The 14,327-nt window shown below is 50.8% G+C and carries 17 protein-coding genes; 16 read left to right on the forward strand and 1 reads right to left on the reverse strand.

The genetic code is table 11. The annotated features are described in order from the left end of the window. Positions 1–2 precede the first annotated feature (2 nt). From IEW12_RS05050 to IEW12_RS05125, 16 genes are all read left to right on the forward strand, one after another. A complete protein-coding gene (locus tag IEW12_RS05050; protein WP_229750927.1) occupies positions 3–1,577 on the forward strand; it encodes an ATP-binding protein in 1,575 nt (524 codons plus the stop codon). Next, positions 1,574–2,866, forward strand: coding sequence for a response regulator c-di-GMP phosphodiesterase, NosR family (gene nosR, locus IEW12_RS05055; RefSeq protein WP_188564854.1), 1,293 nt, complete (start codon positions 1,574–1,576; stop codon positions 2,864–2,866). Before IEW12_RS05050 ends, nosR begins: the two co-directional genes overlap by 4 nt. Further along, positions 2,863–3,408: a response regulator gene (locus tag IEW12_RS05060; protein WP_188564855.1), complete on the forward strand. Its 546-nt coding sequence runs from the start codon at positions 2,863–2,865 to the stop codon at positions 3,406–3,408. Before nosR ends, IEW12_RS05060 begins: the two co-directional genes overlap by 4 nt. A 336-nt stretch (positions 3,409–3,744) precedes the next feature. Next, complete coding sequence (locus IEW12_RS05065; protein WP_188564856.1) at positions 3,745–4,206, forward strand: GNAT family N-acetyltransferase; 462 nt, start codon at positions 3,745–3,747, stop codon at positions 4,204–4,206. A gap of 77 nt (positions 4,207–4,283) precedes the next feature. Then, positions 4,284–5,318, forward strand: coding sequence for an alpha/beta fold hydrolase (locus IEW12_RS05070; protein ID WP_188564857.1), 1,035 nt, complete (start codon positions 4,284–4,286; stop codon positions 5,316–5,318). A 22-nt stretch (positions 5,319–5,340) separates the two neighbouring features. Then, positions 5,341–6,042: a hypothetical protein gene (locus IEW12_RS05075; RefSeq protein ID WP_188564858.1), complete on the forward strand. Its 702-nt coding sequence runs from the start codon at positions 5,341–5,343 to the stop codon at positions 6,040–6,042. Positions 6,043–6,186: 144 nt separating this feature from the next. Further along, a complete protein-coding gene (locus tag IEW12_RS05080; protein ID WP_188564859.1) occupies positions 6,187–6,429 on the forward strand; it encodes a hypothetical protein in 243 nt (80 codons plus the stop codon). A 309-nt stretch (positions 6,430–6,738) separates the two neighbouring features. Continuing rightward, positions 6,739–7,080 carry a hypothetical protein gene (locus IEW12_RS05085; RefSeq protein ID WP_188564860.1) on the forward strand — a complete coding sequence of 114 codons (342 nt, stop codon included), beginning with the start codon at positions 6,739–6,741 and terminating at the stop codon, positions 7,078–7,080. A gap of 88 nt (positions 7,081–7,168) precedes the next feature. Next, entirely contained in the window at positions 7,169–7,762 is a 594-nt protein-coding gene (locus tag IEW12_RS05090; RefSeq protein WP_188564861.1) for a hypothetical protein, read from the forward strand. 38 nt (positions 7,763–7,800) lie between these two features. Then, positions 7,801–8,112 (forward strand): hypothetical protein, encoded by a 312-nt coding sequence (locus tag IEW12_RS05095; protein WP_188564862.1) that lies wholly within the window; start codon positions 7,801–7,803, stop codon positions 8,110–8,112. Positions 8,113–8,616: 504 nt separating this feature from the next. Next, on the forward strand, positions 8,617–9,036 hold the full coding sequence (locus IEW12_RS05100) for a hypothetical protein (protein ID WP_188564863.1): 420 nt from the start codon (positions 8,617–8,619) through the stop codon (positions 9,034–9,036). A 102-nt stretch (positions 9,037–9,138) separates the two neighbouring features. Beyond that, complete coding sequence (locus IEW12_RS05105) at positions 9,139–9,663, forward strand: hypothetical protein (RefSeq protein WP_188564864.1); 525 nt, start codon at positions 9,139–9,141, stop codon at positions 9,661–9,663. 681 nt (positions 9,664–10,344) lie between these two features. Beyond that, positions 10,345–10,872 (forward strand): hypothetical protein, encoded by a 528-nt coding sequence (locus IEW12_RS05110; protein WP_188564865.1) that lies wholly within the window; start codon positions 10,345–10,347, stop codon positions 10,870–10,872. Further along, on the forward strand, positions 10,850–11,596 hold the full coding sequence (locus IEW12_RS05115; protein ID WP_188564866.1) for a DUF6624 domain-containing protein: 747 nt from the start codon (positions 10,850–10,852) through the stop codon (positions 11,594–11,596). The genes IEW12_RS05110 and IEW12_RS05115 overlap by 23 nt, the downstream gene beginning before the upstream one ends. Before the next feature lie 198 nt (positions 11,597–11,794). Further along, positions 11,795–12,883 carry an extracellular catalytic domain type 1 short-chain-length polyhydroxyalkanoate depolymerase gene (locus IEW12_RS05120; protein ID WP_229750928.1) on the forward strand — a complete coding sequence of 363 codons (1,089 nt, stop codon included), beginning with the start codon at positions 11,795–11,797 and terminating at the stop codon, positions 12,881–12,883. 371 nt (positions 12,884–13,254) lie between these two features. Continuing rightward, entirely contained in the window at positions 13,255–13,632 is a 378-nt protein-coding gene (locus IEW12_RS05125; protein WP_188564868.1) for a VOC family protein, read from the forward strand. 92 nt (positions 13,633–13,724) lie between these two features. On the opposite strand, the gene IEW12_RS05130 is transcribed toward IEW12_RS05125, so the two are convergent. Next, positions 13,725–14,294, reverse strand: a complete 570-nt coding sequence (locus tag IEW12_RS05130) for a methyltransferase family protein (protein ID WP_188564869.1) — start codon at positions 14,292–14,294, stop codon at positions 13,725–13,727. Positions 14,295–14,327: the final 33 nt, after the last annotated feature.

The raw sequence follows: 14,327 nt of genomic DNA on the forward strand, positions 1-14,327 counted from the left end.
TTATGAAAACACCCAACATGACTGATGACAATAGCGATTTTTCGAAACCGAGGCTTGGAGAAAGACCGGCTCTTGCCACGGCGGGCGAATCTCAAACCGGATTGCTGCCGGAAGATGTGCCTGATCCCGCTGCCTTGAATTTGATGGGTTTTGAATTATCGCAATTTCTAGACAGCAATCCGGTACCGACCTTCGTCATCAACAAGGATCACGTCATCACGCACTGGAACAAGGCCTGCGAGCACATGCTCGGCTACTCATCAGCGTCCATGGTGCAGACGAAGAAGCAGTGGGTACCCTTTTATCGACATAGTCGTCCGGTCTTGGCCGATCTCATTATCGGGGCAAAAGACGAAAGCCATATCAAGGAGTTTTACGGAGAAAAATTTAAAGAATCCCAATTTATCAGGGGGGCTTATGAGGCAGATGATTTTTTTCCCAACCTTGGTCAAAGTGGTTTGTGGATACATTTTACCGCTGCCCCGCTCTATAGCAGCCAGGGTGAAATTGTAGGGGCAATAGAAAGCCTGGAAGATATTACCGAAAGACGTGAAGCGGAAGATGCGCTTAAAAAAGCGTTTGACACCCTGGAAGGACTGGTAAAGAGACGGACGATGCAACTTGCAGACGCCAATAATAAACTGGAGGCGGACATCCGGCAGAGGGAAACCGTTGAGCTTGAACTGATCCGCCGCAATAGTGAACTCACTGAACTGAATGTGCAGTTGGGAAAGGCGCAAGAACAGTTAGTCCAGTCCGAAAAATTAGCCTCCATTGGGCAACTGGCCGCTGGCGTCGCGCATGAGATCAACAATCCTATCGGTTATATTTTTTCAAATTTCGGCACCCTGGAAAATTATCTGGGCCAGTTGTTCAAGATACTGAATTCCTATGAGGAGGCCGAACAGCATATTCACTCAACCGCCGTCGCGGATGATTTGAAGCTCATCAGGGAAGAGATAGAGCTGGATTTTTTAAAGGAAGACATTCCGGTACTGATGCAAGAATCCAAAGAGGGTATTGCTAGAGTGCGCAAGATTGTGCAAGACCTCAAGGATTTTTCACGGGTTGAGAATAGCCAGGACTGGCAGTGGGCGAATCTTCATCAGGGAATCGATTCGACACTGAATATTGTCAATAACGAGATCAAATACAAGGCCGATGTAGTCAAGGAGTATGGAAATATTCCTGAAATAGAGTGTTTGCCGTCGCAGCTAAACCAGGTCATTATGAACCTGGTCGTGAATGCTTCTCACGCTATTGAAAAGGACCGGGGAACAATTACGATCCGCACCTGGGCTGCCGCTGACACTGTGAACTTGGAAATCACCGATAACGGTTCCGGCATTCCCAAGGAAGTGGTCTCGCGTATTTTCGACCCCTTCTTTACGACCAAGCCTATAGGAAAAGGAACAGGGCTAGGACTGTCACTTTCTTATGGGATCATTCAAAAACATGATGGCCAGATTCGGGTAAGCAGCGAACCAGGGAAAGGCACGACGTTTGCCATTGTGCTCCCAATAAAACATACTTTTCCTGACACCTCGATGCCGGGAAGCGAAAGCGCGAACGAATGAACGACGATACCGAAGCTGAGAAGCTTGGCAGAATACTGTGTGTGGATGATGAGCCTAATATTTTGTCATCCCTCCGGCGCCTGTTTCGCGCTAAAGGATATACGGTATTGACAGCGCCGGGTGGGCAAGAAGGATTAAGCTTGCTTGAAAGCGAAGAGGTGGACGTCATCATTTCGGATATGCGTATGCCGGTGATGGATGGCGCGGTATTTTTAGAGCATGTTCGTGCGCGCTGGCCGGACACTATTCGCCTTTTACTGACTGGATATGCGGATATACAGTCTATTATCGAAGCGATCAACCGAGGCGAGATCTATCGCTATATTACCAAACCATGGGATGACAATGACATTGTCCTGATAGTCCGGCAAGCGCTGGAACGCAGGCATTTGGAGGCTGAGAAGCGCCGCCTGGAGGCACTTACTCAAAGCCAGAATGAAGAACTGAAGGCGCTGAACGCCAGCCTGGAGGAAAAAGTCCTTGCGCGGACGAAGGACCTTCACATTGCCAACGAAAAATTAAAGAATAACTTTCTAACGTCAATCAAGGTGTTTTCCAACGTCATAGAAATGCGCGGAGGAAAACTCGCCGGCCATTCGCGAAGAGTCGCCGATCTGGCCCGAAAAATAGCGGCAAGAATGGGCCTGGATGCGCGCGAGGCGCAAGAAATATTTATTGCAGGGCTTTTGGCCGATATAGGAAAAATCGGTTTCTCGGATGATTTACTGGCGCTACCCGTCAACTTGATGAATGGCGATCAACTAGGTCAGTTTCATAAGCATACGATACGTGCAGAACAGTTGCTGATGCCGCTTGAAGACTTGCAGATCACTGCCAGGATACTTCGCTCGCAGCACGAAAAATATGACGGCAGCGGTTTCCCGGATGGCTTGAAAGCAGACCAGATTCCACTTGGCGCACGTATCCTGGCAATTGCCAGCGACTATGACAATTTGCAGCTAGGCGTACTGACGCAGCGCCGGGTACAGGCAGAAGAGGCACAGAAATTAATCATGAGGGGTGCCGGCAATCGCTACGATGATGAAGTCGTTGCGGCCTTCAAGTATGTGGTGATGGGCATTGAAGAGGAAGAAGTCTTTGACGACGTGGAAATGGTACCTGGTGAATTGCAGCCCGGGATGGTATTGTCCCGTGACCTGCTGACGCATGAATGCGTGCTATTGCTCCCTGCCGAATATGCATTAAGCGAGCGCATGATCGAGAAATTGGTCCAATATGATACTGCGCATGGTAGTCAGCTCACAGTTCGGATACGCAGGAGACGATGATGCGACGTATATTATTACTCGATGACGAACAGAATATTTTAAATGCCTTGCAGCGCAGCTTGAGGCAAGTGGCAAAAAAACTGGAGCTGGAAATAGAATTGTTCACAGCGCCGCACGCGGCTATTCAACGCCTGGGCGAGGCCGAGTTTGATTTTGTTATTTCTGATTATCATATGCCCGCGATGGACGGGGTGGACTTCCTGAGAGTTGCCAAGGAAATCCAGCCCGACATGGTGCGGCTTATGCTAAGTGCATCCGCCGACTTCAACACGATCATGGGCGCAGTCAACGACGCGGAAGTGTTCAAATACATTATCAAACCTTGGGCCACGCCTGAACTGGAAACCGTGGTCCACGCGGCAATTGCCCGCCATGATGAATTAGCGGAGGAACGCAAGCTGGCGAATGACCAGCGGACGATACGGGATGCCTTAACACCAGAAGAAATGGAAGCAAAAAAACTGGAAGCCTTGGAGCCTGGGATCACCAAGGTTAACTGGGGGCCAGGTGGTTCGATAATGTTAGATGACTTCGATAAGTAAGACCGCGTCATTTCGGCAATATCACCGATCCAGCCGACGGCAGCTACGCAATTCCCAGGTCCGATGCTGTGAGACGGGCAATACAACCGGCATCCGTATCCAGTAGAGCCACGGCACTGGTAACGACGTGCTGCGCGCAACACGCAGTGCCATCGAGCACCCGCAATGGCAACTCACGGCCTCGCCCATCGCACGAAATTGTAATTGCCTTTTTACTAACCCCATGGCAGGATATGGCTAAACCAAATTTGCCCCATCCATAATCCGCTCCACGCATTCCATAATAGCCAAAAGCTGCCATTCGATGCGCCAGGCAGATGCTCCTGAAGACCGAACATGACCACAAATCAATTAGCCAGTTTCCGGCAAGCGAATTCTGATGACATCCCGGCGATGTCAAAGATCCGCCTGGCCGTCCGCGAGAATGCCCTTTCCGACCCCAGCCGGATTACACAGCAAATGTACGAGGATTATCTCGAACTGCTGGGCCGCGGCTGGGTCGCAGAGGTTGACGGGACCATCGCCGGATTCTGCTACGCCAACAAGACAAACTCTTCCATCTGGGCGTTGTTCATATCCCAGGAATATGAAGGACAAGGGCTGGCCAGGCAATTGCTCAACATGGCAACAGCATGGCTGTTTGAGCAAGGCCAGGAGTTTGTCCGTCTAAGCACTGGGACAGAAACAAGGGCAGACCGATTCTATGCCTTGCAAGGATGGACCCGCGAACGGGTTGAGGGGAACGAAGCGTTTTATGTGCTGGCGAGATCGAGCGTCGCAAGCGAGGTAGCGCCTTAATTTTGTAGGGTGCAATAGCGCAGCGTATTGCACCGCTTGCTGGTGGATGATCCATCCATTGTGAGGGAGAAGCGGTAATGATGAGGTTGTTATTTCTTGCAGGCTTGATGCTGACGGCTACAGCCCATGGCGCCGCGCCAACGCCACGCCCGGTAGATCCTTCTTTCGACCGTTATGCGTCGCCCGCTCGCATAGTGAACCTGCCAAACGGGCGAACCCTGAACCTGGATTGCCGCGGCAGCGGCGCGCCCACCGTACTATTGTTTGCCGGTCTTAACGCCTGGTCCGAAGTGTGGCTCAAGGTGCATGACAAACTGGCGGAACATCATCGTGTTTGCGCGTTTGATCCGGCTGGCTTTGGTTTTAGCGGCCCCAGCCCCGAGCCACAGGACGCGGCGCACATCGTTGCCGATGTCGAGGCAGCGCTTAAAACGGCCGGCATCGCAGGCCCCTACATCGTGGTAGGCCATTCCGCAGGCGGCTTGCAGGCAGTGAGCTTTGCCGACCGCCACCAGCGAGAGACCGCAGGGATGGTGCTGGTTGATCCCAGCTATCCCGGCTTGTTTGCCGACTTTGAGCGGATCGCGCCGAACTTATCACGCTTCTTTTACGGCGGGAATGACCGCAAGAAGGCAGCCTACCAGCACTGCGCGGAAACGCTCGCCACAGGACCAATCTCCCCCACCGCAACAGACGCGAGCACCTGCCTCATCTATCGCCAGGAATATTCAGAAAAACTGCGCACAGCACTCGCCGCGATTGAAACTCCGGCACGCCTGAGCACAAAAACCTCACAGATTGATGGTTTCGCTGCAGCATCCAGGGATACGGTGAACCCAAACCGCAATTACGCAGCCATGCCGTTGATTGTACTAACGCGAGGCAACTTGGGCACGCCCCCCGGCCCACCGCCGCCGGGCATGCCTGCAGAAGCCACCACCGAAGGCCCGGCCAGCGACCGGGCATGGGCCGCTGGCCATGAAGCCCTGGTCAAGCTCAGCACACACGGCGAACATAGGATCGTGGTGGATAGTGGACACATGATCCAGTTTGAAAAACCCGAAGCAGTCATCGACGCCATCAATGCAGTGGCGGCAGAGGCCTTGCGTTGAACTAATCTTTCTGGAGCTTGTTATGCCGGCGAATAAGACAGTCCCTGCGTCCTTAAAGTTAAGACTCGCAGCCAGCATCCTGGCCGCAGCCGCCTTGCTTGCAGCCGGCCCGTCTGCCATGGCGCAAGCGACATCCAGGCCATGTGACGCTGACGGCATCAAAGACGAGCAGCCCGGCCCTGCCTGCCTTCTTTCGCACGAAAACATCGGCAAGCTCAACGCAGACTCCGTGTACTGGAGCCTGTATAGCTATCCCAGCATAGAAGCGGCACAGCGGGACAAAACCGGCAACAGTCCAGTGATCAAGGCATTTGGAAGCATATGGCTGTTTACCGTGGGGCCTTTAAGCTCAAGGCCACAAAATGGGCAGCATATAGCGGACGTCGGGCCTATTTCAGTCGACAAAAACACCTCGTACGATGCAGAATTTCTCAAATCGACATTCAGCCCAGGCATGAGCGCGCCAATCCACGTCCATTCCGGCCCCGAAGCATTCTACTCTGTGAGCGGAGACACCTGCCTGGAAACGCCGGATGGCGTACAACTGGGGCGTGGCGCGGGAAACAGCCTGGTAGTGCGCGGCGGCCCGCCCATGCTCTTGATGGCATTGGGGCAGGAAGCACGAAAAGGATTCGCGCTCATCCTGCATGACGCTAGCCTTCCGCCTACCACGCTGGTGCACAACTGGGTGCCCAAGGGATTATGCAAGCCGGGTATACAATAGATTTCAATTAGGCAGCGTCTGCAGGTGTTGGGCTGGCATTTGCTGGCCTTTGCGCTGGCCGACACGCCCATAGCAAACAGCCGGCAACAGGCTAAGGTGTTTGAGGTGTTTTGTATGAGTTCAACTACTTAGGAGGGAGAAATCATGATCAAGAGCCAGATTGTCCGTCATTGGATACCTACCGTTTTTTGCGCATTGGTTGTCTATCAGTACGTGGGCGGAGGCTCCGGCTCCACCGACAACTGGCGATACATTTCCATCTGGCTGACGATGTGTTTCTTCTTTGTCGGGGCCGTCACCTACTCCATGCAAAAGAAAATTCAAAACCTGGAAGCTGAGCTGCAGCAGCTTCGCGAGCCCAAAAAAGAGGCGATCGAGAACGCTTAGATCGATATGGGCCAAAGCATTGTCTAAAAAAACCGAGGAATCCCCCAAAGCGCTCACTTTTCCGCTCCATTGAACATCGCTTTGAAATGCACTCAAGAGTGTGCGACACTCCGCTCGCTGGCTAATCATTAAGCAGGCAGCCTGAGCGTGGCTCTTGCGCCCTTCCGGTAGCCACACGCCCAGCCTTACCTACAATTTAGTGGTACGTATGAAAATCCATTTCATGCCTAGTACATCAGGCATAAAACAGAAAAATTTACCGAATTTGCGACTGGCATTGATGAATCATCTTCCGCAAAAAAATCCGAAATGTTGACGCTTATTATAGGAATCCTGGTTTTATCATTAACGATAGCCTTGTGGAAGGGAACAACCGGTTACTTTCGATTTGCTGAGTTGTGCCGTTTGGTGGCTATCGCTGAAGATGCGATGTCGGAACTGAACTCTACAAAAGGGATGGATGGAAATTCTGCAAACCCTTTTGAAAGAACACAACTCAAGCGAATCCGGACTAATTTTTTTGTGGGATATGGCGACCCAGAAATAGAGCGACTGGCAGCACAGGTCAGGCGAGATTTTATTGCACAACTATGCGCGATTGGCGTGATATGGTTAATAATGTTATCGGCGATAGTTCTGCCCAGGCTATAAAGCGACATCATTAAACACCCCTCCTGCTTTGGAGTAGTAGCAGCCAGCCAGGAGCAGGCATTTCAGAATAGAAGAATTCGTAGGTTAAATGGACACATCCTCATACAGTCAGTTTTTACAAGCCAAAGAAACAGGAAGGAAGGCAGAAGCCACATCTGCACTGAATGTTTTCATTTCTTCATTTTCGTCTCTCCAGGAAAGAGAAGAATGGGCAAGGGATTATCTTGAAAACGAATATTCCGGCCACAAGGTACGACATGAAATTTACCAGGAAATCATATTTCCAGTATTGGTTGAAGGCTATCGCAACTCAAATGCATGGTGTATCAAATGGCTAGCGCGGACTATGCAGAATCTCTATCAATCCAAGATGTTGTGGGAACAAGTGGATGGAAAAACCGAACTTCAATTATTGGAGCTGTTGTATTCGTTGTGTCCGGAATCCGATGAAACAAGAATGGATTTACTTCAACGGAAAATCAATTGGTTCCGATTTAGCGAGCATGAATGGCCGGCAGGAATTCTCTATGGAATGCACGGAGCAAGCGACGAACAATGCAACAAAATTTTGAAGGAAGTAGCCCAAGCCCACAGGCTGGACAAAGAAGGACATTACCTTCAGTACCTCAATCAATTTGAAGAAAAAGTACGCGAGTACCTCAAGCGCTTATCAGAAAAATGAGGCGCGCACCTTTGAATATCCACCTTCAAGAAAATCGAATGACCGCTTATGAATCGCTTTCTCGTCTCGTTGCCGGTGTACGCCAGCTCGAAGGTGTACAAGACGGACTTTCATTCGTAGGCGGGTTTGGGCCGGAGGACGATGCACTAGGATTCCGCTTGCAAATTTGTCCGCGTTTTCTTTTTTCTTTCTCGACCCACGCGGGCCACTTGCCTCGCGATAGTTTCGATATGCAGATCTCAATCGCCGATGATACTTTGGAAAACGGCGAGATATGCTACCAAAATGATGCTGCGCTTTGCGATGCCATCGCCGTCGTTAAATCGTATATCGAAGGCACTTGCAAATGAAATTCTGGCTCCACATTCAGAATCCCCTTTTTGCGACTGGCTTATGGGCGTTTCAGTTGCAGGCTACCGATGCAACTAAGCTTCCCAACTGATGTTTCTTTGCCAACTTTTGTGTGGCAGGATACGTCATTCGCTACTCAAAATCGCCCTCTCAAATGAACCCACAACGTCCTGCCTACGCATCGGCCACTTGCGAAATTCATCGTAACGTAGGCCCGCGAGGTATACATGGGTGCGTTACCCTCGCATTCGAGCGCGCTGGCGAATATCACTTCACCTCTCTTGTCACATGGCCGGAGGGAGAAAACTATAATTCTGCGGTAGACCACGCGGTCCAAGAAACCATAAGCCAGCTAAAACTTGACCATGCATTTGCGTGCAGTCTGATTGACATCAAGTGGCATTCGATAGATTCATGCCAATCCGGTTTTACCTTTGCATCGCGGCAAGCAACACGCGCTTCGCTGGAATCAATCCACATGTCACTACATTCGGAATAGTCAAATGCTGCGAATTGAATTTGAGGAACCCCATGAGTCAGTCTGTAAATGCTGCCAAAATACCATCACCAGACTGACGCGATTTGTATACCAGGATGACGATGCTTTTGCAGTCTATTTTGCACAATTTACGCGCGGCCATGACGACAAGCATCTCCGCGGCATCATCAGCTTGGGCGAATGGGGCAACGACGAGGTCGGCCCTGAAGCCAGAGTGGCCTTCCCAGTCCGGATTTGGCTGAATGGCGACAACTTCCAAGTCGGCATGGTTGATGCAGCGGATTCTCCCTGGAGTCATGAGACTTTCCTTGGACGAATACTCGACCGAAAAGAGGCGCTTGCCCATGAATGGATCAATGACGTGTTTCACATCACTGACCATATGGTGATGGATGATAAGGAAATCGTGGCCTTCTTCGCTTAGGCAAGGAAGCCGAGGTCGGCCAGCAGCGGCCGGTCGAAGCTAGTTTCAACATTACCGCTCCCCAGATCCCTTGCCCTTTTTACCGATATCGACAACCCAAAAATGACCTACGCACAGGTTGTGAATTTTTTGAATAAGCCACCATCGCTGGCTGGACGCGTCGTTCGAGCATACGTCGCACAATACAGCTTCGTCGCCCTTCTTCTTGACACCGATGAAGTGATTGCCTTTGCCACGAGCGAAGTGTGCGTGGGAAAGTGGTTCGAGGTTTTTCCTATCAGCCTGTATCAGCTTCCGCCGGACTACGAGTTTGAATGGATTGAACTCGACGAACCGCTTGCGGTAGCAAGCACCGTGCAGATTTGGCGCGAAGAGTGGCAAGAGGCAGTCGAAAATCATGGCCAACTTTTAGGCTCCGGCCCTAATTCCCTACAATGTTCTGCAGCATTGGGTGAAGCGCCAAAAACAGCCGGCATGGTCGTAAAAGTCAACGCCGGCATGCAATGGATCGGGCCCGACGGGCGTAGCTTGCTAATATGCAGCTCAGAGGCAAGCCCTTTCAAAATAAATTCGGCGACTGACATACAAGGTATTCAGGAGATCATGAAACATCATACTTTCCAATGAATTGGAACATTCTAAAAAAATGATGGCGACCATTCCCAAAAATTTTTACCCAATACTTATCTCTTTATTTTCGATATGAACACAGAAAACAAAGCGCTTCGCTCTAAGCCCAATAGCAAACATGACTAACAACACCTATTCATTAAAAAGGGAATTGCCTGCTGCAACCCTGGTAGAGATAGAGCGGCTACAAATGGACGACTACGTCATTCACAAAGAGTGAGCGAATGGAATCGAGATGCGGAAAGGCAAACCTTTTCGGCCATGGCTGCTTGGCTTGCATGTGGCCTTTCCTTTTTTACTGTTTCCTGGTTTTATGCGCAGCGTCGTTGACAATCTCTTTGGATATAAGCACCGGGTTCTCGTAAGCCTCGATTTAAATGAACCCAAAATCCACTTGGTCTAGCCGGGTGGATTTTTATCTTGTTGATCTACAGCGCGTGATTCCAGTCATGCAGGGTGCAATAGCGCAGAGTATTGCACCCCATTTGTTGTGAGCTCCATCCGCTATCGGCAGCACTGGCGGATGACGATGTTAATCGCCAATAAGATGGAGACGTGATTGTTGGAAACTGATGAATGGCTTTAATTCTAACTTCACAGCGACAGAGCAATGCACTTGAGCTACTAAGGCTTACCGCCTCAAAGTAGCATCTCATTTAGACAGAGGTTAAACAAAAAATGCATCGAAACGCACTTTTATTCCAATTTCTATTGATGTCTGTAACTCCACTCCACGCTATAGCTTCTGACGACTGGCGTGAAATTAAAACCGGCGAGACGTCTTTGATGTACTCGAAAAATGCCGTGGCCGTTCGGGGCTCTTGGGTGAGTGCCGGTGCTTATCCCGCGCCTCGTGCCGGAAAAATTAACGCTGTGCACATCCAATGTAAGCGGGAGACAATGCATTGCACAGAATCGTTTGCAGATGTCACACAGTTGCGCAAGAGCGAACCAGCCGCATCGCCCTACCTGTCGGTATACTCATTTGTCTATGAGATCCGCGCATGGGAGCCGAAATCTCTTTCTGCCGTCAGGATCAATCCAAATGGCGAAAACGTAAATGAGACGTTGAAGATTGATATGGGCCAAGGCATCATCCAGAAAACCTGGAAAGATAAACCCAAAAGCGACGGTTATTTTCAGCCCAATGAACAGCTCTTTGAAATGCGCACAAAGAATGTGTATGAAACACCGTTTGCAGATTAGCCCCCATTCATTGCAACTCACTACGCTATTGCACCCTACCCACTCCGCCTTTTTTAGCTATGCATATCTACGCACCATGCATAAATCTATTTTGCTTTTTTGTATCGTTCTATCCATTAGCAAGCTCGCGTGGTCACAAGCGAAAGTGGACTGTGATGCGGAACAGGTTTGGCATCAATTTGAATCCATGCTTGAGAATGACAAGGCTATACGCTTTCGTTTCAACGGGCTATTGGACAAGAACCGATTCAGTCCAGGATCAATCAGCGAGAACGAGATGGATGCCGCCAAGCGCGAACTCGCTGCCATCGACCAAGCTAACCAACTGAATTTGGACGATATCGTTACGAGATGCGGTTGGCCAAACGAAAAGGCACATGGGGCACTCGCTGTTATTGCCGCGTTTGCGATTGTTCAGCACGGCAACCGGGAATACCGTTTGAAGTATTTTCAGAATCTGAAGATCTCATACGAATCTGGAGACCTGAAGGCGCATTCTTTTGCAACTCTGCTTGATCGCATGCTGCGGGATCTAGGTCTTCCGCAGAAATACGGTACGCAAATGGACTATCAAAAATCGGGGATAGCCGTATTCGGTGAAGTTGAAGATCCAGAGCATCTCAATGCCCGGCGTGAACAGATGGGATTAAGTCCTATCCATGAATTTTCAGAAAAATATCCCGTTAGCCCAAGTCTCCAGCACACGACAGATAGATTGCAATAGCAAAGCGAATCGCATTGATTTTTGCAAAATGCTTGGCCAGCCTGACTAAATTCACAGATAAATTAGCAACATAAAATTAATCGAGCATCTGAATACGCTACGTGCAATAATCCATGTACCATCCACATGGATGGTGAACAGATGGTATTGGAGTAAAAAATGAGTCGCAAAACGGAACTATTTTCGCAAATGCGAGAGATGCTGAAGAAGTTGCCAAATTTACCTTTGCAGTCGGCATTGCCCAATTCGACGCTATCTGGCTTCCGGAGTCTGGGTACCAACCCGCTTAATCTGGTGGGTACGCAACCTGCATTCGTCAAAGATTTGCTGGAGCAGCTTGGGGTTCAGGCAAAAGACAATGCCAGGGACTTCCCTCACCATGAACAGCCGGACGGCATCAACGTTCCTGAAGACGCCACGCAGTTTATAGACAAAGTATTCACCAACAAGGCTGGAACCCGGACGTATAAATTATTCATACCGGATGGATATCAAGGGCAGCCATTACCCTTGATCGTGATGCTGCACGGCTGCACCCAGGATTCCAAGGACTTTGCAGCCGGCACCGGGATGAATCAGTTGGCAAACGAAAAAAACTGTTTTGTCGCGTATCCACAGCAAACTCAGGCGCATAACTCTTCCAAGTGCTGGAACTGGTTCAAAGCAGTTGATCAGCAGCGTGATCAGGGCGAGCCATCCATCATTGCCGGCATCACTCGACAAATTATCCGCGAATACCGGATTGACACTGACAAGGTCTATGTGGCGGGCCTCTCCGCAGGCGGCGCCATGGCGGCGATTCTGGGAAATTTATATCCTGACCTGTATGCAGGGGTCGGCGTCCATTCTGGATTGCCGTATGGAGCGGCTACTGACTTGCCCTCAGCGCTAGCTGCCATGAAGAACGGCATGACTTCGGCCGCCCCTCGCGTTAGTACTTCGTTCAAGTCCATCCCGATTATCGTTTTTCATGGGGATAAGGATACGACCGTCAACCCCAAGAACGGCGATCATATTGTTCAACAATATATGCGTGGAGCGAAGAGCGCCGATAACGCGAGCGGATTTTCCGACGCTATACAAATGGATGGTGCGGTCCCGGGCGGACGCTCCTACACACTCACCTCCCACCGGGATGGCAGCGGTAAGCCCGTCGCAGAACATTGGTCCGTTCACGGCGCAGGCCACGCCTGGGCGGGCGGCACCAGGATGGGTAGCTACACAGATCCGGAAGGCCCCAATGCATCGCATGAAATGCTGCGCTTTTTCCTGACCGATAGAAAATGATCTGCAATTAATTGAAATTTTTTTCAACGGTGTGCGAGCTCATACCGTCTGGCCATCGCCAGCAGTCGCTTAGGGTGCAATAGCAGAGCGTATTGCACCGCTTGGATCGTCAATTTATTCGGGTCAGACTATCACCGCACCAGGCATCCTGGTAGCACGTAATTCGGTGCAATACGCTGCGCTATTGCACCCTACTTATTACGGCTTATAGTCTTGATCTGCAACGCCGTAACGAGCGCATTATTCACGGCCGGTAGAGGCAAGCGGTAGAATGGGCACCGGGCGCCGCTGGTAAAGATCAACACTACTGACAGAAACTGACATTCACCTTCCCTACACTGGAGTTCCTTTTTCTTGAAACGGAACCCAGTATGAAATTTGCCTCCATTCGCCTTGTTACCGAACAGTTTGAAACCCTTCTCGCTTTCTACCAGCACTTATCCGGAATAGAACCCGCCAGGCTTGCCGATGGCTTTGCCGAAGTGCGCTTTGAAGGCGCAACACTCGCTATCTCTTCGCAGCAGTTGGTCGCGCGCTTTAACGCCGGAGCGGCAATTGCGGCTGCCAACCGGTCTGCCATCCTGGAGTTTGAAGTGATGGAAGTGGAAGCTGTGAGCAATAGCCTGCTACAGATAAATGCGGAAGTGCTGATGCCAGTAACGCGTATGCCCTGGGGTAATCTGTCGTTGCTGGTGCGCGACCCCGATGGCAATGTGGCCAACGTTTTCTCAAGACCTGTTGTGCCTTGATCGTAGGCTGCATACTCTTAGCTTAGCATTCGCCTTGTTGTTCGCCATTGCCGTGGCGAATAGCGCCCTGCTGCAGCCAGATCAACCACGCGTCAATACACAAAGGGGATCAATCGCCTGGTCTTGCGCATGTAGTCTGCATAGGCCATTCCCAGCCCTTCTGACAAGGCCGCCTCTTCAATGTAGATGCGATATCGCAAAACAAGAAAGATCGGTGTCATCAGCGTCAACAGCGCCAGGATATTGCCCGAGCAAATGCCTATGCCAAGAAACTGCAGCATCAGCCCTGTGTACGATGGATGGCGAATGTAGCGATACGGCCCGGTGTCAACCACGGTGTGCCCAGCCGCAATCGCAACGTCCACCGTAAAGAAGCGCCCCAGGTGGATGATGGAGGCCCAGCGCACTATCAAGCCAAGCAAAAACAGGCACACGCCCAGCGCCGCCATTTGCTCCAGCACTTCCGACTGGGCTTGGGGAACATGCAGCCTCACAAACCGGGCCAGGCCCAGGCTCAGCACGAATACGCTCATCAGCAAATACAATGAACCCCGGTCCTTCTTCCCGGAATACTTGCCAGAGAATTTGAGGCGCACCACAAAAAATTCGGACAGGCAGTAAATAGCCAAGAGCGCCGGTGCAAAGTAGAGCTTGAAGTCCATGGGAATATGTCCTGTAGGAAGGTGGGCAGGGGC

The organism is Parundibacterium terreum (genome assembly GCF_014636315.1).
Classification (GTDB): domain Bacteria; phylum Pseudomonadota; class Gammaproteobacteria; order Burkholderiales; family Burkholderiaceae_D; genus Undibacterium; species Undibacterium terreum.